The organism is Pseudoalteromonas sp. Hal040, assembly GCF_037162425.1.
GTDB lineage: Bacteria > Pseudomonadota > Gammaproteobacteria > Enterobacterales > Alteromonadaceae > Pseudoalteromonas > Pseudoalteromonas gelatinilytica.
Genome location: NZ_JARLUU010000001.1, coordinates 2,968,009 through 2,989,328 on the forward strand (window position 1 = coordinate 2,968,009; position 21,320 = coordinate 2,989,328).

The 21,320-nt window shown below is 42.3% G+C and carries 15 protein-coding genes and 1 pseudogene; 6 read left to right on the plus strand and 10 right to left on the minus strand.

Annotated features, from left to right (window positions below; all coding sequences use genetic code 11):
• Positions 1 to 113 precede the first annotated feature (113 nt).
• Positions 114 to 2,546 carry a TonB-dependent receptor gene (locus P4S60_RS13755; protein WP_337116314.1) on the plus strand — a complete coding sequence of 811 codons (2,433 nt, stop codon included), beginning with the start codon at positions 114 to 116 and terminating at the stop codon, positions 2,544 to 2,546.
• 95 nt (positions 2,547 to 2,641) lie between these two features.
• On the plus strand, positions 2,642 to 4,180 hold the full coding sequence (locus P4S60_RS13760) for a tetratricopeptide repeat-containing sulfotransferase family protein (RefSeq protein ID WP_337116315.1): 1,539 nt from the start codon (positions 2,642 to 2,644) through the stop codon (positions 4,178 to 4,180).
• Here P4S60_RS13760 and P4S60_RS13765 read toward each other — a convergent pair.
• From P4S60_RS13765 to P4S60_RS13795, 7 genes are all read right to left on the minus strand, one after another.
• Positions 4,155 to 4,994, minus strand: coding sequence for a sulfurtransferase (locus P4S60_RS13765; protein ID WP_337116316.1), 840 nt, complete (start codon positions 4,992 to 4,994; stop codon positions 4,155 to 4,157). The genes P4S60_RS13760 and P4S60_RS13765 overlap by 26 nt on opposite strands.
• Positions 4,994 to 6,064: a capsular polysaccharide export protein, LipB/KpsS family gene (locus P4S60_RS13770; RefSeq protein WP_337116317.1), complete on the minus strand. Its 1,071-nt coding sequence runs from the start codon at positions 6,062 to 6,064 to the stop codon at positions 4,994 to 4,996. The genes P4S60_RS13765 and P4S60_RS13770 overlap by 1 nt, the downstream gene beginning before the upstream one ends.
• Positions 6,065 to 6,246: 182 nt before the next feature.
• Complete coding sequence (locus P4S60_RS13775; protein WP_063702012.1) at positions 6,247 to 6,666, minus strand: group I truncated hemoglobin; 420 nt, start codon at positions 6,664 to 6,666, stop codon at positions 6,247 to 6,249.
• Positions 6,666 to 7,499: a DUF3034 family protein gene (locus P4S60_RS13780; protein ID WP_337116318.1), complete on the minus strand. Its 834-nt coding sequence runs from the start codon at positions 7,497 to 7,499 to the stop codon at positions 6,666 to 6,668. The genes P4S60_RS13775 and P4S60_RS13780 overlap by 1 nt, the downstream gene beginning before the upstream one ends.
• Positions 7,486 to 9,801 carry an EAL domain-containing protein gene (locus P4S60_RS13785; RefSeq protein WP_337116319.1) on the minus strand — a complete coding sequence of 772 codons (2,316 nt, stop codon included), beginning with the start codon at positions 9,799 to 9,801 and terminating at the stop codon, positions 7,486 to 7,488. The genes P4S60_RS13780 and P4S60_RS13785 overlap by 14 nt, the downstream gene beginning before the upstream one ends.
• Positions 9,791 to 10,441 (minus strand): methylamine utilization protein, encoded by a 651-nt coding sequence (locus tag P4S60_RS13790; RefSeq protein WP_337116320.1) that lies wholly within the window; start codon positions 10,439 to 10,441, stop codon positions 9,791 to 9,793. Before P4S60_RS13790 ends, P4S60_RS13785 begins: the two co-directional genes overlap by 11 nt.
• A gap of 166 nt (positions 10,442 to 10,607) precedes the next feature.
• Positions 10,608 to 11,714: a phosphoribosylaminoimidazolesuccinocarboxamide synthase gene (locus tag P4S60_RS13795; protein ID WP_119852470.1), complete on the minus strand. Its 1,107-nt coding sequence runs from the start codon at positions 11,712 to 11,714 to the stop codon at positions 10,608 to 10,610.
• 255 nt (positions 11,715 to 11,969) lie between these two features.
• On the opposite strand from P4S60_RS13795, the pseudogene P4S60_RS13800 reads away from it, so the two are divergent.
• From P4S60_RS13800 to P4S60_RS13815, 4 genes and pseudogenes are all read left to right on the plus strand, one after another.
• Positions 11,970 to 13,003 (plus strand): annotated as a pseudogene (locus P4S60_RS13800) (CDP-glycerol glycerophosphotransferase family protein).
• A 16-nt stretch (positions 13,004 to 13,019) separates the two neighbouring features.
• Positions 13,020 to 13,718 (plus strand): ABC transporter ATP-binding protein, encoded by a 699-nt coding sequence (locus tag P4S60_RS13805; RefSeq protein WP_337116321.1) that lies wholly within the window; start codon positions 13,020 to 13,022, stop codon positions 13,716 to 13,718.
• A complete protein-coding gene (locus P4S60_RS13810; RefSeq protein WP_337116322.1) occupies positions 13,705 to 15,003 on the plus strand; it encodes an ABC transporter permease in 1,299 nt (432 codons plus the stop codon). The genes P4S60_RS13805 and P4S60_RS13810 overlap by 14 nt, the downstream gene beginning before the upstream one ends.
• Positions 15,004 to 15,011: 8 nt before the next feature.
• Positions 15,012 to 15,500, plus strand: coding sequence for a DUF3299 domain-containing protein (locus P4S60_RS13815; RefSeq protein WP_166338804.1), 489 nt, complete (start codon positions 15,012 to 15,014; stop codon positions 15,498 to 15,500).
• A gap of 27 nt (positions 15,501 to 15,527) precedes the next feature.
• Here the strand turns inward: P4S60_RS13815 and P4S60_RS13820 are convergent, their stop codons facing one another.
• Genes P4S60_RS13820 through P4S60_RS13830 form a run of 3 tightly spaced genes read right to left on the minus strand, consistent with a single transcriptional unit; the run spans position 15,528 to position 21,281 of the window.
• Positions 15,528 to 16,925, minus strand: a complete 1,398-nt coding sequence (locus tag P4S60_RS13820; protein WP_337116323.1) for an efflux transporter outer membrane subunit — start codon at positions 16,923 to 16,925, stop codon at positions 15,528 to 15,530.
• Positions 16,918 to 20,052 (minus strand): efflux RND transporter permease subunit, encoded by a 3,135-nt coding sequence (locus P4S60_RS13825; RefSeq protein ID WP_337116324.1) that lies wholly within the window; start codon positions 20,050 to 20,052, stop codon positions 16,918 to 16,920. Before P4S60_RS13825 ends, P4S60_RS13820 begins: the two co-directional genes overlap by 8 nt.
• 2 nt (positions 20,053 to 20,054) lie before the next feature.
• Positions 20,055 to 21,281 (minus strand): efflux RND transporter periplasmic adaptor subunit, encoded by a 1,227-nt coding sequence (locus P4S60_RS13830; protein WP_337116325.1) that lies wholly within the window; start codon positions 21,279 to 21,281, stop codon positions 20,055 to 20,057.
• Positions 21,282 to 21,320: the final 39 nt, after the last annotated feature.

Below are 21,320 nucleotides of genomic sequence, written 5' to 3' on the forward strand. Positions count from 1 at the left end.
AAAATACATTATAATTGGATATAAATTCACTAAATTAATCATTTTTAAGCTTAAACTATTAATAACGTCTATTTTTTAAGCATAAATTTACTGTAACTAAGTCGGAATCAATCATGAATACCTTTAAGCCTGCTCTACTTGCAAGTGCAATTTCTGCGGTTTTATTCAATAGCAATATGGCGTTTGCAGCTGAAGATGCTATCGAAGTTGATAAATCAATTGAAACTATTCAAATCACTGCAACACGACGTGCAGGCTCAGTGCAAGATGCGCCACTTAACATTACAGCGCTAAACGGCGATGTAATTAGCGATCAAAACATTGGTGATCTTGAAGATGTCGCGCGCTGGGTACCTGGCTTAACAATTTCTGATCAAGGTGGTCGTGAAGGCTCTCCGATTATCGTTCGTGGTTTAAACACTAATACCTCTGACCGTATTTCTGATAGTGGCACAGTGGCCACTTATGTTGGTGAAATTCCACTTAGCATCGACTTACGTTTAACTGATGTTGACCGTGTTGAAGTGCTAATTGGCCCACAAGGTACACTGTATGGCGCAGGGACTTTAGGCGGTGCGATCCGTTATTTGCTTAAGCAACCCGATCTAGATTTAACAGAAGGTCAGGTAACAGGTGATGTATTTAGCATTAACGAAAGTGACGGCACAGGCGGTGAGTTTGGCGTGGTATTCAACACTCCGCTAATTGAAGAAAAACTAGCTCTTCGCGCTAGCTTAAATTATTACGATAACCCGGGTTACATTGACTACACGCACGTGGTACAAGAGCCAGGTGTATCAAATCCGAATCCTGACTTTTCTGACAGCAGCGATGTAAATGCTAACTTAAAAAGCGTAAGCGATGTTAACGATGAGCAAATCACCACAGCACGTTTATCACTGCGTTGGCTTGCAACCGAAGATGTAGATGCAACGCTTAACTACTTCTATCAAAAACAAGAAAATGGCGGTAACTCAACATCGCAATACGGCTCACTTGCTGATAGCAGTGCGCTACAAGGTATCCCAGGAAAGTACGAAAACGTTGCCCGTGTACTTGAGCCAGGCGAAGAAGAAAACGATTTATTAAGCTTAGAAATTAAAGCGGATCTTGGTTTTGCTGAGCTGGTATCGGCATCAGGTTGGTCTAGCTATGAGCAATCTGGTCAGCGCGATCAAACCGATCTACTTTACGATATTTGGTCAGGGTATGCTGACTTCCCTTCATTCGTTGGCTACACACACGACACCTCTGAGCGCGATACCTTCACGCAAGAACTTCGTTTAGTTTCAAATAGTAGTAGCGCTTTTAACTGGATCGTAGGTGGCTTCTATAACAAATTAGAAAGTCACTCAGATGACCGTGAGTACACGCCAGGTCTGACTGAATATTGGGGTGGCGGTATCCCTAATGTTGAACAAGACCTTGAGTACATTCTAATTTCAGATAGCGAAACCACTGAAAAAGCACTTTTTGGTGAAGTCGGCTACAGCATTACAGATCAGCTTGATGTAACTCTAGGTGCACGTTTTTACGAATACGATGTTTCTACAACATCAGGTTCTGCTACACCGCTTTACTCAGGGGATTTTGATTCACTTGCTAATCTAGATATGGAAACGGTTAGTGCCAGCGATAGCGGTAACTTATTTAAGTTTAATGCTAATTACACATTTGATAACGGTATTCTTGCTTACTTTACTGTGAGTGAAGGCTTCCGTATTGGTGGTGGTAACGGCATTGCTCCTTGCCCTGATGTATTACCTGAGCAACAAATAGTTTGTGCCCTGCCAAACGAAGAAGATTACAAACCAGATACAACGGTCAACTACGAGCTAGGCTTTAAGTCATCATGGTTACGTAACCGCCTACACTTCAATGCAGCACTATTTAATGTTGATTGGAAAGATGCGCAAGTAGGTAGCAGTACTGTAAATGGTCAAGAGCTAATTACCTCGAACGCAGGCTCTGCTAATTCAAAAGGTGTTGAGCTTTCTACTCGCGCAATGATTGGTGATAACTGGGCTGCATATGCAACATACGCGTATGCAAAGGCTGAATTGACCGAAGATGCGCCGTACTTATTTGGCGTGTTAGGCGATGACTTAGCGCAGTACCAAAGCTACTATGATGGTGCTAAAGGCGACCGTTTACCAGGTGCTCCTGAGCATCAATTCTCGTTTGGTCTTCGTTACGAGCAAGATGTCTTAGGTGATAAGTTATTAAGCGTAAACTACGGTATCACAGCGCAAAGCGATGTGATCACCAAAGTAGGCTTAAAAGCAGACGGCGAAGTATTACCAGGTTATGCACTAAGTAACTTATCTGCCAAAATTACTGGCGATATGTGGTCTGCAACGCTTTACGTAGACAACTTATTCGATAAATATGCATTCACTTCTGTACGTCGTGATAGGTCTTGGGCAGGTATGTCGCAATATGCTGAGCTTAATAAAGAGCTACCTGAGCTACAGCGTGTTTATGGTCACTACACCACCGCGCCTCGTACTATCGGTATGAAGTTTAGCTACAACTTTGAGCTGTAATTAAACATCCCCATAAAAGCCTTGCCTCCTTTAGGCAGGGCTTTTAATACCTCAAAATAATTAAGTATTATGGCGAATTGGTATACTATGCGCTTATGCTAAATGATACCCAACAAGCGCTTCGCGCTCATATCCAACAGTTGTTAAGCAACAAACAACTAAACGATGCACATCACCTACTCGTGCAGCGCCTAAAGCAAAATCCTGAAGACCACGTTTGTTACTTTTTACTCAGCGAAGTCAACACCGCAGCTGGCGATATCAACAAAGCGATTAAGCTCCTTGAGAAAGCGCTAATCCTAGCCCCTTTTGCGATTTATCATTTAGCACTTGCCAAGTTATACGTACTGTTAGGCAAAGTAAGTAATGCGGCTGTGCATTATCAAAGCGCTCTACAAACAGCTGACTTTGGTGCCGCTGACTTTGATACATTAGCCAATATTGCGACCCGTTTAGGGCATTATGACGACGCCCTTAGCTTTCAACAAGCAGCCTACCAACGCAATAAAGATAACCTACAAATTAGCTATAATTTGGCGGTGTGTTATAAAATTCACGGACTGTTCGATGAAGCTAAAAGCTTGTTACAGCAACTAACCACAAAGCAAGCTAGTTTTTATCAAGCCCACTATTCGCAGGCTGAACTCAATACTGTTATAGATGCAGAGCTACATATTCAAAAACTACAAGCCTTGGCGGATAGAGAAAAAAGCATTATTGACCAACAAGTGTATTTTCATAGTCTTGCTCTTAATTATGAGCACCTCAATGACTACAAAAATGCATTTAAATACTTTGCACAAAGTAAGCAAGCGATAGCCGGTAAACTTAATTATCAAGCCACACAGCATCGCCACTTTTGTCAAAAACTGATTACCCAGAGCAAACAGCAAGCAATTAAAAGTAGTGAATCTGAGTTCTCACCCGTTTTTGTCGTTGGCATGCCCCGCTCTGGTACAACCTTAGTTGAGAAAATCCTTAATCAAAGTTCAAAGCTACGAGGCATTGGGGAATTAAATGATATTGCGCAATTGATACAACACGCCACGCAATCAGCGCGTGTGATTGACAGCGAAATGCTCAATAAGGCATATGAATCTGAGGCGATAAAGACAGCACTGACTAGCTATCAACAAAGAGCCCAGCTGCTAAGTGGTGGTCAAAGAATTTCTGATAAACAGCCATTTAACTTTTACTATATTGATTTTATTTTAGCGGCTTTTCCTAATGCTAAAATCGTTTGTATGCAGCGGGACTGGCAAGATTGCAGCATTGCCAATTTTAGGCAGATGTATAGCCCGCAAAGTGTGTTCCATCACTACAGTTTTACACTTGAAGATATTGCCTCGTTCCATCAAGATTACTCGGTATTAGTCAGTCATTTTGCCAACAAGTATCCTGAGAACGTTTTTTTGCAAAGCTATGAGCAATTGGTGGCAGAGCCTACCCTACAAACTCAAAAGCTCTATGCGTTTTGTGATTTAAGCTGGCAGGAAAACTGCCTGACTTTTTATAAAAACAATGCAGCATCAGCCACAGCGAGTAAAAAGCAAATTCGCCAACCACTGAATAAAAACAGTATCGGCAGCTGGCAAAATTACGCTGAGTTTATTGGTGCGGGCCTGTTTCAATAGGTAAGTCGTGACGAGCGCCCCACTCACTCCATGAGCCATCGTAAACACGTAAGTTAGCGTAGCCGCATTCATCGGCACACAATGCAATTGCGCAAGCGGTTACACCTGAACCACAGCTAAACTGCAACTGGGTGTGATGCGGCGCTATGTGTTGCTCAAATAATGCCTGCAACTCGCTTAGCGATTTAAGCTCACCGTTATTTAGCACTGTTGCAAGAGATAAACTGCGACTATTTGGAATATGACCACTGCGCATGCCTTCGCGCGGCTCAGCGTGTTCACCGGTAAAGCGCTCATAAGGACGAGCATCAAGTGTTAGTGTGCTTTGTTCATCAAGTGAGTTAAGTACTTGCTCAGCACTGATGAAGTAATCAACACGCGGGCTGGCAACAAAGTTGCCTTGACCAGAAGCAGCTGAATAACGTGCTTGTGTTGCAAAGCCAAGTGCTTGCCACTTAGCCAAACCACCGCTTAACACTTTTACATTATCAAAGCCCATTGCTTTAAACATCCACCACGCACGGGCAGAACTGAACAAGCCTTGGTCTTCATAAATCACAACTAGAGAGTCTTGGTTAACACCAGCAAACTGCATTTGCTCTTCAAACTGCTCGCTACTGCACATCATACTTGGTACAGGGTTACTGTTATCTGCTAGCGTCTTTTTAAAATCAAAACGCTGTGCATTAGGGAGCATAGCCTTAGGTGCATACTCCCCCGGTAAACCAGGGCGCACCATTCCTGCATCAAATATAATCAAGTTATCGTGGCTTAAATGCTCGTTTAACCATTCTGGCGAGACGATGTTCTTCATTAGCTTTCCTTTTGCGATAACTGTGCAAATGTATCTTGTTGAGTTAAGCGCTTTTCGACCGCTTCAACATGCTCAGTTGTACATTCTTTCCAAACACCAGGCAAGCAATACACATGCTTTAAGTAGGTAAAAAACTTATCTCTCAGAATACTGTTAGACTGCCAGCCATTTTGTATTTTTTCTAAGCACTTAATCAAAGTCGCTTGATCACTCGCATGTAGTACAAGCTCATCAATGTTGTAACAAGCAAGCCCTAAGGTAATCACTTTTTTATCAAGTAATAAAGATTCTAAGCCAACGGTCGAGTTAATTGTGATCACGGCTTCAGCGCCATTGATAAGCTCTCGAGTACAATTTCCGTTAGCAAAAATGGCAACATCATTTCTATCGTACAAGTGCTCATAGTGCTTATGCCATGAAGGATGTTCTTTAAAAACGACTTTAAGTTCTGGATCATTTAACTGTTTTACAGCTGAAACAACAGCATCGTAATACTCTTCCATTGATTTAAGCCAAGGAGAGTAACAGGCTATTTGGGTATCGTGTGGAACTTGAAATGGCACAAATAAGTATTTTTTAGGTAACTCGATTGCGTCAAACTTACAGCGCTTTTTATGATTCGCTCTTGGAATTAAATCAGGCGCAGAAAATGGCAACTTCCCCTGCGGATCAAAGTTTAAATAGAATTGACTATCTCGCGGTACCGAAGCCGCAAAATTAATACCTTTAGGATCTAAGCTTGTTGTTCCAGGCAATAACCCATTTTCATAGAAATAGGTGGTCACTCCTAATGCCTTAGCTGCCATACAAACAGTAACATTAGGCAATTTATTACCATTCCAAATGACTAACGCTTGTGGGGATTCTGACTTCAATAAGTCATAATACTTGGCAAACCGGCATCGCTCTACTAAATACATCAAAGCAGAGTAACTTTTGATTATTAGCGGGTTATGCCACAAACTATTACGCGCTTGTTTACGTAATAGTTGCTCCGCAATTATTTTACTAAAATCATACTTAGTCGTATTTTTGATGTATTTCAGAGCACCAAATCTTGGTACCCCCATCGTGTGCACTTTGCAATTTAAGGGTAACTTCTCAATTAGTTCTTTGTAATAGCGGGCGTGTACATTATTGCGAGAGATAAATAGAAAAGACATGCTTTAAGCCATACATTAAATAATTCTGTTGAAGTTTAAGGACTACAGTCAAAGAATGCAATAAAGTAAAAATTTAATATAAACAATAGCTAAATATCAATTACCTCAGGGCGAAGGGGTGCTAAGCGACTAAGAATCTTATTTTGTACTGTTTGCGGGATCTGTTGTTCGTCCATAGCATTAATCAAAAGCTCTACTACGCGGTTAAAGTCTTTTTCAGGGATGTTCATTCCCGTGTGGATATCTACCATATTGTCGCCTTTGTATTCACAAGGGCCGTCTGTGACGCTACACAGATGAGTAATAAAACCTTGGCGAAAGTGAGCAACATTCGTTTGTTTAAAATAAGCTAAAATTTGTTCGTCACGGCCTATTTGATTAATAAAACTATCAACCAGTTTTTCAACTCCTTGCTCACCATTAATTTGCTGATACAAGGTGCTATTGTTGCTACTCGCACAACCAACTAACATAGCGGCAAATACAAATGTAAAAAGTGTTTTCATCATTACCAATACCCTGTTACAGAAAGATACCAACCAGTTTGATCCTCAGCCCCAGCAATACTTCCTAAGTCTAACCAAGCTGCAGTCACACTAACATGCTTATTTGGAAACCAGGCAACAAATACATCTTGCCAATCTTGCTCTCCTAAGCCAAGGTTATTGGACTTTTCACGATACTCAACACCCACAGCTATTTGATGGGTTAAAAACATAGCTGTCGATGCTTCAAATAACAATTCTCTATCGCTATCAGGGCCTCCAAAGCCTAACAAGCCTAGCTGATTAGCATCGCTATAACGAAAGGTGGTGTTCCAAAACCAGTTATACCCAGCAAGCGCCCCTAAGTGTAATTTACTGGCAGCAAGATAAATATCGGTACCACTGGTGTCTTTGGCGCCGAGTAGGTTTGCGATACTGCCGTCATCCAGTGATTTATGTTGCACACCCAAGCTCAACTGCGGCCATTTACTGTAAACGATATCGCCGTATAAGCGTATTTTTGCCCCTGTTATTGATTGTTCAATATCGGTATTTAATGCCGGAACTTCGAAGCGTTGTTCTGCGTAACTAAATTCAACGCGATCATAAATATTTAGCTGCGCGCCACAAACATCTAGGCGATAATCACTCACATCTGCACGGCTGCAAAAACCATTTATTGCTATTTCATCATCACTTGCATAGCCTGCAAGCTGCGCCCAAGGGACAATACCACCACCCGCACTACCTTCTACCTGGGAGACTCCGGGTGTTGCTAATAATTTACCTGACGCCGCAAAGCCAGAACTTGCAAAAGCAAGGCATGTTAACCCAAACAACCAATTAAGACGCTTCATTGTACACCTCTAACCACTGCAAAAACTGCTCTGATTTTAGTGGCCTACTTAAATAATACCCTTGTGCATAATCGCATTTGTTTTGCACTAAAATATCCAGTGAATCTTTGTTCTCAACGCCTTCCGCTACTACCGAAAAGCCCAACTGATGACCTAGAGTCACCGTCGATTGCACTATATATTGATCTTGACGTGACTGGTCTAGTTGCAAAATAAAACACTTATCAAGCTTTAGCTCATCAATCGGTAATGACTTTAAGCGCCCAAGCGATGTTTGCCCTACACCATAGTCATCCAACGAGATTTTAACACCCAAGGTTTTAAGGTTTTCGAGTGCCTTAATGCCTTGCTCTTCATTCTCAATCATATCTCGCTCTGTAAGTTCAATCGTAATTAAACGCCCATTAACAGCATGTTTCTCAAGTTGTTTAGCAAGGTGTGAGTAAAAGCTTGGGTATGCAATATCTTGTGCAGAGACATTAATTGCAGCCTGCATAGTAATACCTTGCTGTTGCCATGCAGCAACTTGAGACACTACGGTTTTTACAACCCAAGAAGTTAGCTCAACAATCACCCCCGATTGCTCTGCTAAATCAATGAACAGCTCAGGTGAAACCCACTGACCATCTTTGCGTTGCCAACGAATTAACGACTCAACTTTATCAATACAATTGGTTTTAATATTTAGTTTTGGCTGATAGGTCATAAACAGCTGACCATCATCATCGACAAGGGCTTGCTTAAGTTCATCGATAATAGCAAGGCGCTCAAGGTGCTCTTCGTCTTCACCTTCTTGATAATAGTGAATGGTTTTATGCTCACAAGATGCGGTATCAACGGCAATTAACGAGCGACGCATTAAGTCCTCAGGGCTGACATTTTGTGAAAGACAATGCACTACCCCAACGCTAAAGCGTAACGTAATATTCAAGCTTTGAATTAAGTAGCCTGCTTGTAGCTGAGTAACCAGCTTCATTACTGCATCTTTAAATTGTTTCGTTTCATCTGCTGGCAATAAAGTTAAAAACTCGTCACCGCCAATCCGAGCATTCACCCCATTATGATGAGCTGAGTATTCGCCAATTCGCTCAGCAACGGCTTTTAAACAATCATCACCAATACGCGGGCCTAATTTATCATTGATATGACGAAGACCGCGTATATCAATAGCAACGAGTGTGTATTCAGCCCCTTCAGCAAACAAGCTTTCCATGCTCTCTAACATCGCAGAACGGGTATAAAAGCCAGTTAAAGAATCATGGCTGGCTTGAAAACTAATTTGTTGCTCACGCTCTTGTATGTCATTACCCATGTTATTAAATGCATCGACTAAGGTAGTAATTTCGCTACTTTGTTTTTTACCTACAAATTCAGCTTTATAATTACCTCGCGCAAATTGCTGAGCAAGTAAGGTAAGCTTTGAAAGCGGTGTGGTCAGGTTTTTGGCTAAGATACCACTGGCCAGCACACCGATGACAACCGTGATAGCAGCAAGCACAATAATCGTGAAAAACAACTGCTCAAACTCACGATAACTTTGCGTTAAATCGGCACTTAACAACACGGAGACAAAGTGACCTGGTAACGACGGAAGTTCAACCAATCGGTTTCTATAAACAGGTTTTTCGCCAAAAATTCGCTGGGTTGTTTTGTTATTAAAATGCGCTAACACCGAATCACTTTGTGGCTGCTTGGTGAGTGATGTCTCTACAACACCATCCTCTTCACCAATAAAACTCACGTCCATTGTGGTGAGTTTTTTAAGTTCTGCTGCAACCAAGTCGTTGATTTCAAATCCCACAAGGCTGTAAGCAACAGTACGAGGGGCGCGCACTGGCAGTAAAATTACTTGGTAAAGGGTTTGGTCAAGTACAATGAAATTTGATTGTTCTGCATCAATGAGTAATTCATTCATCAGTGCAGAAAACTCATCTGGCGTATGGTTAAACTCAGTATTTGCAGAAACCAATTGCCCAGATAAATCAATCAGTAACATCAAATCAGCATTGATACGACGACTGTGGTTATTCAGTACACTACTGATAGTATCAGCATCTTGAGTTGCGATTGCTTGCTTAAAGCCAAAATCTGCGGTGAGTACCTTTGCAGCTGTTAATAGCAGGCTTTCTTTAGCACTTAAGTATTGCTTAAAAACATTTTCAGCGACATTAATATCTTCACGTAACTTTTGATCATTAAAGCGATTAGTCGACCACCAAGAGCTCGCTAAACTGACTAAACTAGTTAATAAAACCAAGCTTACGCATAAAGCTATGATACGCCCTCTTAAACTATGAATCATTATCTGCCTTAAACATCTCACCAAACGTATTACGCGGTGCAGGTTCATTCGTATTAATTGTAATATCAGCAACTTGCTCAGTTACAGTAACCGATAATTTTTTGTTAATTTCACTTACTTGGTTTGGGTGCCAAATAGTTAAACTGGCCGGTAAAGTAACCCCTTTTAATTGTACTTTGCCATCCTCTGCTGTTTTTAGTGTGTTAGCGCTGTTTGCGACATAGATATAACCCACCATAGAATCGTGGATATTACAGCCAAGGACTACAACCCCAGAGTTATCAAACAACTCTGGTTTCTCTGGACGGTCAGCGTAGAGCCTAATATTGAAAGGTTTAGCACTCGAAAAAGAATAAACATGATGACGGATATTATCGCTATTTGGAAAATCAACAGATTGCCCTTGCTGTATGACCAATACATTAGGTGAAAATTGTTTATCAACCTGGTCCATTATCGCTATGGGTAATTGCGTGCTCGGTAAGTTCGCATTACTTTCTAATTCGATTACAGCATCAGCTAACGGCTTACCAAACTGGTCACGAACGGTAAATGAAATATCACCAGCAAAAGTACTTGCTGAGCAACAAAGAACTACAAAAGAGCATACAGTGCGGGCACAATGCGAAAAAAACGTCATAATTAGACCTTGCTTAGCTTAGTTTGCTAATAAGTATAGATTAATCTTAGCTTAAGTTAATGAGAGAGGATATGAAAAGCAAGAAAAAAGCCAAGCAGTTTTACTAGAAAACTAACATGGCTTTAATAATATTGACTTAGCACATGACTAAGTTAAAAGACGACAATTAATTGTGCTTAATTAAGCCGTATTCTTTATCTAAAATAGCGATCACTTCACTACGTGGGTCGCTTGGAATCGTGATTTCTTGACCAATAATTTTACTCGCAATGCCAACGTAGGTATCAGACACTTCAAGCATCACTGATTCTGGCAAGGTATAGTCTTTAGCAAGCTGCTCACGCTCGCCCATACGGTCTTTATTTAATAACACGTCGCTGTCTGGCACGTTATTAATTAATAACTGGCGGAAACCCTCTTTTGAGTTTTCAATGATTTTACCGTCACGGTAAGCTGGGCCATCCCAAATACGTGATGAATCAGGTGTACCTACTTCATCGATATAGATAAGCTTATCTGAACCATCAACGTCTTCAACATAACCAAATTCAAATTTAGTATCGACAAAGATTTGATCAAGCTTTGCAAGTTCATCACTGATCAGCTTAAAGCCTTCAACAAGTAATTGCTCATATTTAGCCACATCATCTTCAGACTTGAAGTTAAAAACAGCTAAGTTATTCGTGATGTTTTCACGGGTAATATTTACATCATCGACTGCAGGAATGTCTGCAACACCTGTGATAATGCCTTTGGTTGATGGCGTAATTAACACGTCATCTAGCTTTTGGTTCGCAGCTAAGCCTTCTGGTAAATCAATACCACAGAAATTACGCGTACCTTTCGCGTAATCACGCCACATGCTGCCAGTAATATATTGGCGCGCAATGGCTTCAACTTTTACTGTACTTGCTTTACGTACAATCCATACATAAGGGTGTGGAATATCAACAATATGGTTACCAGCAAGGCCAGCTTTATCAAATAGCTTAAACCAATGAGATGCCACAGAGTTAAGCGCGATACCTTTACCAGGCACACCATTTAAACCGTTTTCACCTTGCCAAATACAATCAAACGCAGAAATACGGTCAGAAATAACCATAATAGCTAGCTCAGTTCCTTTTGGAACTTGGTAACCTTTTTCATTAATTAAACGAGCGCTGTCTTCATCAGTTAACCAATAAACTGAACGCACTTTACCACTATGTACCGCACCTTTGGTACGGATCGGTAAATCATCGTTTACGTCTAAAACTTTATAGCTAGTCATGCTATCTCCGATAGTATTTGGCATGCTCTTGTGAGCACATGTATGGGATTGGGGTTATGGCCGCCTATAATAATCTAGACGCCTTGAAAGCTCAATCATTGCACTATCATCATCAGCCTGCGGATGTGATAAAAACCATAAAAATTTAAACTTTCAGTAATTTTGCTGTCATAAACATTATTTCGCTATACTAGTGCCCTCGCAATAGGAGGTTTTCTTGGATTACTTAGCAGCTACCGCAGAAAAAAATATTTAATGTTTATTTCACAGAACTATTCGTACGCGATCTTACGCCCACTACAACGGGAGATTTTAGCGCGTGGTGGTGAAGTTCGCTGGTTCTTCTTTGGTAATGAAGTTAATCAGAACTTTCTCCGTCCTGATGAATCGTGTTTAGAAACACTAGATGAAGTAATTCGGTGGCGACCTGACATTTCATACATTCCAGGAAATGTGATTCCAAATTTTATTCCAGGAAAAAAGTAGCAGTTTTTCACGGTTTTAATTCTGGAAAACTAAATCGAAAAGGATACGAAGATCATTTTAATATCCGAGGCTGCTTTGACCTGTATTGTACCCAAGGTCCTAATACAACTTCTAAGTTTGAGGAACTAGCTGAAAAGCATGGTTTCTTTTTAGCTAAAGAAACCGGCTGGCCTACCCTAGATCCGTTATTCTCAAAAATAGAAAACAATCCATACAAAAACCCTGATGACGACAGAAAAACCTTATTGATTTGCTCGACTTTCTCAAAGCGCCTTTCTCTTGCACCTAAATTATACGAACAAATAAAAGCATACAGTGAGCAAGGTAAATGGCGAATTTTGGTGCAATTTCACCCGAAAATGCCAAGCGAGCTTGTTGAACAATACAAGGCTCTACAAAACGACAATCTCACCTTTGTCGAGACAGATAATGTATTACCGCTGTTGCAAGCAGCGGATGTTATGCTGTGTGATACCTCTTCTATTTTGCTTATGTTTATCTTACAAAGAAAGCCTGTCGTGACTTTCTGCAACCAAGCACCTGGCGAACATCTTATTGATGTCACAAATGCTGATAAGCTAACTGAGGCGATTGATTATGCCTTTACACGACCCGCTGAATTAATGGCGAAAATTGAACACTTCTGCCAACAGTTACATCCATACCAAGACGGCTTATCGAGTCAGCGTGTACTTGCTGCTAGCAATGAATTACTATTGAACAATCCTGCACTTAAGCCAAAACCACGTAATTTTCTTCGTAATTTTAAAATGCGTAGAAAATTAAATTACTGGCGATGGTAACAATTCATAGGTCGTTATGATCACGCTTGAAAATGTGCTTTTCAAATGGCACGCAAAACAAACTGAGCCGACGATCAATATTACTAAATTAGATATTGATCCAGGCGAACATGTTTTTCTTCACGGTCCGAGTGGTTGTGGTAAGTCAACGTTATTATCCCTTCTTGCTGGCGTCACAGTGCCAACACAGGGCAATATCGTGCTTCTTGGTAAAGCGATAAACCAACTGAGTAATAGTAAACGTGACCGTTTTCGTGCCAACCATATTGGTTATATTTTTCAAAACTTTAATTTACTGCCCTATTTATCGCCCATTGAAAACGTGACCTTAGGTTGCCAGTTTTCAAAACAAAGGCAAAACAACGCTCTAAAAAATAGTGCAACAATAGCCGCTGAAGCAAGTCGCTTACTCACTGCTTTAGGACTAAACAACGCCTTGCAACATCAAGCAGTTGCACAGCTGAGTATTGGTCAGCAACAAAGAGTTGCTGCAGCACGAGCCTTTATTGGCAGCCCTGAAATTATCATTGCAGATGAACCTACCTCAGCACTCGACACGCAAAATCGCCAAGCCTTCGTAAAATTGTTATTTGAGCAGGCAAGCGCAGCAAATAGCACGCTAATTTTTGTTAGTCATGATGAAACATTACAAACACTATTTACCCGAAGTGTCAGCCTTGTTGAGTTACAAGGAGGCACAGATGCTACTCATTAAACTCGCCACAAAAAGTTTATTAAACCGTAAGGCCAGTGCCCTACTCACTTTGTTTACAATAGCCATAAGCGTGATGCTACTCATGTCGATTGAACGGGTTCGAGTTGATGCTAAAAGTAGCTTTAGTAATACAATTTCTGGCACTGATTTAATTGTTGGTGCGCGTACCGGTGATATCCAGTTGCTGCTGTCTTCGGTATTTCGAATTGGCCATGCTAACAATGGTGTGAGCTGGAAAAGTTACCAATACATCTCTGAGCAGCGAGGTGTAAAATGGGCTATCCCTATGTCACTTGGCGACAGCCATAAAGGTTTAGCTGTACTTGGTACAAATAAAGACTATTTTGAGCACTATCGCTTTGCTAAAAAGCAGTCGTTGAGCTTTTCACAAGGTCATGAGTTTAATCACTTATTTGAGGTTGTTTTAGGTGCTGAGGTTGCCAGCAGCTTAGGCTATCAGCTAGGCGATGAAGTGGTGATTGCGCACGGCATGGGCAATACCAGCTTTCATAACCATGACGATAACCCATTTAAAGTGGTCGGTATTTTAAAACCAACGGGCACGCCAGTTGATAAAACCCTGCATATTCCACTTGCAGCAATTGAGGCGATTCATGGTGGTCAGACTCATCAGCATGAAGCCGCTCAGGCTGATGCAAATGGTCATGACCACGACCACGACCACGACCACGACCACGACCAGCATGATGATGTTGATTTAGTTGGCACACCAAAACAAATAACCGCGTTTTTACTTGGTTTTGATTCACCACTTTATACCTTACAAGTGCGTCGTAATATTAACCAATACAAAGATGAAGCACTGCTAGCCATCATGCCGGGGGTTACCTTGCGTGAACTATGGGAAATGCTCTCTATCGTTGAAAAAATCTTGCTGTTATTTTCTATCGTCGTGGTGCTGATCAGTTTACTTGGCATGTTGACGAGCCTGCTTTCAAGCCTCAATCAACGCCGTAGAGAGCTTGCTATTTTGCGCTCTGTTGGCGCAAGGCCATGGCATATTTTCACCTTAATCAGTGTCGAATCGTTACTTATCACAGGGCTTGGCTGCATTGTTGGCACCGCACTGTTCTATACTTTAATGTTACTCGGCGCAGATTACTTGCAAAGCCATGCCGGAATAAGCCTAAATATTGCTTTACTGTCATCCTATGAACTCATGCTCTTAGCTGCGATAATGGTCGCAGGCTTTATTGTTGGGTTAATTCCTGCAACCCGTGCGTATTTCTACTCTCTTGCTGATGGTATGAGTATTAAAATTTAAGGAATGTTATGCCGTTTTTTCGAAAATTCGTCGCTTTAGTCGCATTAGTTGTGTGTGCTAGCGCTAATGCTGGCGCACCTAAAGAAATCTTCTGGGAAGATTTAATTCCAAAAGGTCATGTGCAAATCGACACCCAAGCGCAAGCAAACCATGAAGGTAGCGAGCAAAACTGGGTGCAACCAGACCTTGATGCCCCCGTGGTAAAAGAGCTTAATGGTCAATCAGTGAGTTTGCCTGGTTTTGTTGTACCACTAGAAGGTGATAGCGAAGTGATCACCGAGTTTTTATTGGTTCCTTATTTTGGTGCCTGTATCCACGTGCCACCACCGCCACCAAATCAAATTGTGCATGTCACGATTAAAGACGGCGTTCCAATCGAAAGCCTCTACGATGCGATTGTCGTGACAGGCGTTATCAGCACCGAAACCTGGTCTGGTGAAATTGCCCAAGTCGGCTATAAAATGAAAGCCGTCGGTGTAGCACCATTTGAGTTATAAGTTTTAAAGAGCATGCTTTTGCATGCTCTAATCCATAACTTGTTCTTTTTCCAGTTCCTGTTCGCTTAATTCATACCATCCGCCACCTAAGGCTTTATAAAGCGTAGCTAAGCTTTGTAAGCGATCATTTTTTGCCTGCGATAACGCAATTTCTGCCGAAAATAACTGCCGCTGTGCATCCATTAAATCAAGGGAGCTGGCAACACCATTGCTATACCTAAGACGTGCTAAGCGGTAGTAATCTTGACTACTGAGCACCAGGCTTCTTTGCGCATCATAGCTTTGCTCTGCAGACTGATAATTCGAAAGTTGATTGCTCACTTCTTGCAGTGCCACCAGCACTGTTTTTTGGTATTGAATACTTGCCTGATATGCTCGTTGTTCCGCCACCGTTAAATTTGCCTGATTGCGCCCCATATTAAATATGGGCATTAACAACTCTGAGCCCAGCAACCAAACCTGCGAGTTACTATCGAGCAAATCACTAAAATCTGCACTTTCACTGCCAAGCTCGGCATATAAATTAAGTTTTGGAAATAACGCCGCTTTTGCGACCCCTATTTCAGCCATGGCCGCTTGCCATTGATACATTGCTTGCTGTACATCTGGCCTGCGTTTTAAAAGCTCGCTAGGTAGCCCTGTGGGTAATTGCTTAGGAAGGGTTTGTACAGATAACTCATTACCCCCTTGCACATCAGCATTGGCATCACCAATCAAAAACTTTAACTGATTAATAATCCGCCTTTCACTGTGCTGTAATGGCGGGATCTTCACTTTCGCAGATTCTAATTCAACCTCAGCTTGGCGCTGCTCTAGCCCTGAAATAATACCGCCCTTTTTGCGAATACGTGCAATTTCAAGCTCTTTCTCGCGAAGCTTAATCGTACTCAGGCTAATTTTTAATTGCTCTTCCACTTCTTTGAGGGCAAAAAACTGCTGTGCAACATCAGCAATCAAGGCGAGCTGCAACGCGTTTCTTGCTTGCTCTTGGCTATAATAATTTGCCAGTGCAGCTTCGCTTGCGCGGCGGTTACTGCCAAATAAATCTAGCTCCCAACTTAAGTAACCTTTTAAATCAAATGTATTTTCGGGGCTGCTATTAAGCTCTTCTTCTCGCTCTGAGGTAAGCCCTATGCTTACATCAGGCCATAAAGCGGCATCGGTAATCCGATACTGAGCTCGCGCTACAATAATTTTCGATTGCGCAATTAGCATATCTTGGTTGTTAAGAAGCGCTTGGCTAATTAGTTTTTGCAAATGTGGGTCGTTATATATTTGCTTCCAGCCCGCTAAAGCCTCCGACTGTGGCGTTGCTGTTGCGCCCATAAAATTAGCAACTTCACTATGATCAGGTATTTCAAAATCTGGCCCTACAGCACAGCCATGAATACAAGCGAAACAAAGCAATGGCAACAATTTATGCATCAACTTGCTCCTGTACTGCTTTAGAGGCCAGTATTGGCTGTTTTTTCACAAAGCGTGCAGCAGTAATAAAAAACAGCGGCACTAATATAATGCCTATAGAGCTTGCCAGTAACATCCCCCCTAAAATAGGCATAGATACCGACTGCCGACCAACGGCTCCGGGACCAGAGGCAAGCACTAACGGCAAAACTCCAAGCACAAAAGAGGCTGCGGTCATTAAGATAGGCCGAAAGCGAGAGCGTGCAGCTTCTATTGCTGCATCAGCGGCATCCATACCTTCTTGATAAAGCTGATTTGCCACCTCAACAATCAAAATTGAGTTCTTTGCAGCAAGGCCTATCAAGGCAATAAAGGCGACTTGGAAGAATAAATTGTTTTCATGCCCCGTCACTAAGGTCAATACAGCGGCTCCTAACATAGCAATCGGGCTTATTAGTAGAACCGCAAACGGCAAGCTCCAACTTTCATAGAGCGCCGCTAAAAATAAAAATACAAACACGATAGCAAGGCTGATAGCGATACTTAACTGACCCGATGAACGAATTTCTTGATAGGTTAACCCTGTCCATTCATAGCCAAGGTTAGGCGGTAGTTTTGCCATTTCTTCTTTAATTACCTTAATTACATCACCTGATGCATAGCCTTCAGCTGGCGATACATTCACCATGGCACTGGTAAACATATTAAAGCGATTTATCGCCGACGGACCGGTTGTTAAATTCAACTTAGCAAGCACATTTGATGGCACCATAGCGCCATTTTTTGAACGCACATAAAATTCATTGAGGTTTTCAGGGCGCGCTCTAAATTCATCTTCAGCCTGAACTTTAACCCGATAAACCCGGCCAAATAAATTAAAGTCATTAATTGTTGATGAGCCAGTCAGCACCTTCATTGTGCTGTATACATCGGCAATCGGTACCTCTAATGCCATGGCTTTTTCTCTATCTAATTCCAAAAACAGCTGAGGTACTGAGCCACGCAGTGAGCTACTTGCTTTAGCAACTTCAGGGCGATTATTTAAATTTGCCAACAGTACCTCAAGCGATTCAACCAGACTCGTTAAGTTACCTCCTGTTTTTTCTTGCAGCGCAAACTCAACGCCAGAGCCCGAACCAAGCCCCGCTACAGCTGATGGTTGAAACACATTAAACTCAGCATCCGGAATGGCATACAGCTGCTTACGTATATCATTCATCACACTTGTGACCGTAAAACCTTGCTCTGCACGCACTTGCCAAGGCTTTAAAATCACCTCCATTTGCCCATGCGATTGCGCACTACCAGCACGACGGTTTTCACCCGCTAGAGTAAACGAATAAGCCACCCCTGCATGGTTCATAACAAATAGGTTTGCCTTACTTATCACCTCATTGGTACGCGAGACAGTTGCCGCATCTGGCAAGGTAATATCAACAAAAAAGCGTCCTTGATCTTCTTGCGGCATAAAGCTGCTTGGTAATTGGCTAAACACAAAGTAACAGCCACCTACCATTATAAAAAAGCCGATATAACTACGTTTCGCTTTTTCGGAGCATGCCTTTACAAGCCAAGTGTATTTTTCGCCAACACCTTCAAGCCAGCTATTAAATTTAACAAAAATCTTATTGTTTGATGGGGCGCTAGGTTTTAAGAAAATCGCACATAAAGCAGGACTCAAGGTTAGCGCAACTAAGGTTGAAATGAGTACCGCAACGGTGATTGAAATCGCAAACTCTCGGTACATAATGCCCGTAATACCGGCTAAAAATGACACCGGCACAAACACCGCCGCCAGTACTAAAGAGGTTGCCACTATGGCGCCAGAAAGCTCTGTCATCGCTTGCTTAGTAGCAGCAACTACCTCCATATTTTGCTCGTTGATCAGTCTCTCAACACTTTCGACTACGACAATCGCATCATCGACGACGATGCCGATTGCCAATACCATAGCCAATAAACTGACATTGTTTATGGTAAATCCAAATGCAGCCAAGGCGATAAAGGTACCCACTATCGACACCGGCACAGCTAAAGCGGGTATTAAAGTTGTTCGCCAGTTTTGCAAAAATAAATACACCACTAAAATCACTAAGATAAGCGCTTGAATAAGGGTATTGATCACCTCATTAATCGACAGCTTAATGAACTCAGATGCATCATAAAAAAGCTGCCATTTCACTCCCTTTGGAAAAGCCTCGCTCAGGCGTTCCATCTCAGCCTTAACACGCTCAGTAACCGCTAATGCATTAGAGCCTGGTAACATGTAAACCTGCAAAATAGTGGCTGGCTGTTCATTAAGTTTTGAATTTAAAGTATACGCAGAGGAAGCTAGCTCAACCCTTGCGACATCTCGCAAACGGATCATCGAGCCATCACTATTAACTCGCAGCATAATATTATTAAACTCATCAACCTTATTAAGCCGGCCTTGTGCTCGTACCGGAAAGTTAAGCTTAATTGCATCACTCATTGGCTGAGCCCCGATCTCCCCAGCAGCGGCCTCTTTATTTTGTGCTTTGATTGCTGCGGTCACATCATTCACTGTTAACTCGTAGCCCGCTAAAATATCAGGCTTTAACCAGACCCGCATAGCATATGAACGCGAGCCGGTGTTACGCACCTTACCAACCCCCGGAACACGCTTTAAAGCCGCCTCAACATTGATGCTAGCGTAGTTACTCAAATAGATTTCGTCATAGCGAGGATCATCAGAGGTCAGTGCCAGTTTTAAAAGCTCAACGGAACTTTCATTAGAGACATTCACCCCTTCAGTTTGCACATCAACAGGTAAATTACTACCAGCTTGGCTTGCGGTGTTTTGTACATCAACAAGGGCGAGATCAGGGTCGGTGCCAACATCAAAGGTAAGTGTGATCCCAACACTGCCAGAGTTAGTTGCCTTTGACTCCATATACAACATATTCGGTGTGCCATTTAATTCTTGCTCAAGAGGAATGGCTACCGACTCCGATGCGGTCTCTGCCGTTGCGCCAGGGAATGAAGCTGACACTTTAACCGACGGCGGAGCAATATCTGGGTATTGATCAATGGGTAGGGTAAAGAGCGAAACCAAGCCTGTGAGTAAAATAACTAACGAAATAACGATAGCAAACACTGGACGCTTGATAAAAAAATGCGAAAACATAGTTAAGCTCCCTGCTGATTTTTTTCATCATCTTGTTTGCTTGGTTTATCTGGCGCCAGTGGAATAATGTCTGTGTTAGGTGCGACTTGGCGTTTTTCAAACTCGGCTAACGAAATCGCCTTTACTTGCTGACCATGACGAATGCGATGCAAACCTTTCACCACCACTTGCTCACCCGCACTCAAGCCCCCGCTGGCAACAATTCCCTGTTCACCGTAATGCTCAACAACAATAAAGCGCCGCTCTATCTCACCTGAATCAAGTACCACCATCACATAAATACCACCCTGCTCCACTTGTGTAGCTTCCTCAGGGACGACAATGGCATCTGTAAGCTCAGATAATTTGATACGCGCTTTTGTATATTGCCCAGGTAATAGCTCACTATTAGGGTTAGGTAGCTTTGCTCTTACTTTAAAGGTGCCCGTTTTCGGGCTAATTTTAGGGTCGGTAAAACTCACATCGCCCCAATATCGATACTCGCTGCCATCTGGCAAAGAAATACGTACAAAGCCTTCTAGTGCCTTGCCTTGTTGTTCGGCTTGTAGCTGCTCCATCATGCTGGTCATACGCCGCTTGGCATTCAAATAATCAAGTGCCGACATATTAAAATTAACAAAAATAGGGTCTATTTGCTGAATGGTGGTAAGGAGCGAAATACCATTACTGCCGACCAAAGCACCAAGATCGGCTTCTGAGCTACCGACCATGCCGCTAATTGGCGCCGTCACGCGGGTATATTCTAAATCGAGCTTGGTTTCTTCAAGTTCTGCTTGGGTTGCTGATAGTGATGCTTGCGCTTGCTCTTGAATCGAAATTGCATTGTCGTAGTCGAGCTGACTTGCTGCGTCTTGCTCGTAGAGGGGTTTTAAACGGGTTACATCGCGCTTTGCTTTAGCCAGCGCTGCTTGGTCTTTTTGCAGCGCCGCTTTAACGCGATTAAGTTTTGCTCGGTAAGGCCTATCATCAATGGTGTAGAGTAAATCTCCTTCATTTACCCAGCTACCTTCAACAAATTCTACGCTTTGTACAAAGCCGGTGATCCTTGCGCGTACTTCAACATCAAGTGATGCATCTGTGCGTGCCACGTAATTCCCGTACAGCGGCACATCAAGCTGCTTTACCTCAGCGGTAACCACTTCCTCAACGATAACTTGAGGTTGCTCTTTAGAACAACCCACCAGTACCGCTAAGCACACACACCCTATGACGTATTTGTTTAATAGCATACAACCTTCTCATTCCTTAAGCCTGTCTCTATCTTGCTA

Coding starts and splice junctions, on each gene's coding strand:
- P4S60_RS13830 (WP_337116325.1), bottom strand. CDS start 21,281: ATGCTATTAAACAAATACGTCATAGGGTGTGTGTGCTTAGCGGTACTG.
- P4S60_RS13815 (WP_166338804.1), top strand. CDS start 15,012: ATGCCGTTTTTTCGAAAATTCGTCGCTTTAGTCGCATTAGTTGTGTGT.
- P4S60_RS13790 (WP_337116320.1), bottom strand. CDS start 10,441: ATGACGTTTTTTTCGCATTGTGCCCGCACTGTATGCTCTTTTGTAGTT.
- P4S60_RS13825 (WP_337116324.1), bottom strand. CDS start 20,052: ATGTTTTCGCATTTTTTTATCAAGCGTCCAGTGTTTGCTATCGTTATT.
- P4S60_RS13820 (WP_337116323.1), bottom strand. CDS start 16,925: ATGCATAAATTGTTGCCATTGCTTTGTTTCGCTTGTATTCATGGCTGT.
- P4S60_RS13780 (WP_337116318.1), bottom strand. CDS start 7,499: ATGAAGCGTCTTAATTGGTTGTTTGGGTTAACATGCCTTGCTTTTGCA.
- P4S60_RS13805 (WP_337116321.1), top strand. CDS start 13,020: ATGATCACGCTTGAAAATGTGCTTTTCAAATGGCACGCAAAACAAACT.
- P4S60_RS13770 (WP_337116317.1), bottom strand. CDS start 6,064: ATGGGGGTACCAAGATTTGGTGCTCTGAAATACATCAAAAATACGACT.
- P4S60_RS13765 (WP_337116316.1), bottom strand. CDS start 4,994: ATGAAGAACATCGTCTCGCCAGAATGGTTAAACGAGCATTTAAGCCAC.
- P4S60_RS13760 (WP_337116315.1), top strand. CDS start 2,642: ATGCTAAATGATACCCAACAAGCGCTTCGCGCTCATATCCAACAGTTG.
- P4S60_RS13755 (WP_337116314.1), top strand. CDS start 114: ATGAATACCTTTAAGCCTGCTCTACTTGCAAGTGCAATTTCTGCGGTT.
- P4S60_RS13775 (WP_063702012.1), bottom strand. CDS start 6,666: ATGATGAAAACACTTTTTACATTTGTATTTGCCGCTATGTTAGTTGGT.
- P4S60_RS13785 (WP_337116319.1), bottom strand. CDS start 9,801: ATGATTCATAGTTTAAGAGGGCGTATCATAGCTTTATGCGTAAGCTTG.
- P4S60_RS13810 (WP_337116322.1), top strand. CDS start 13,705: ATGCTACTCATTAAACTCGCCACAAAAAGTTTATTAAACCGTAAGGCC.
- P4S60_RS13795 (WP_119852470.1), bottom strand. CDS start 11,714: ATGACTAGCTATAAAGTTTTAGACGTAAACGATGATTTACCGATCCGT.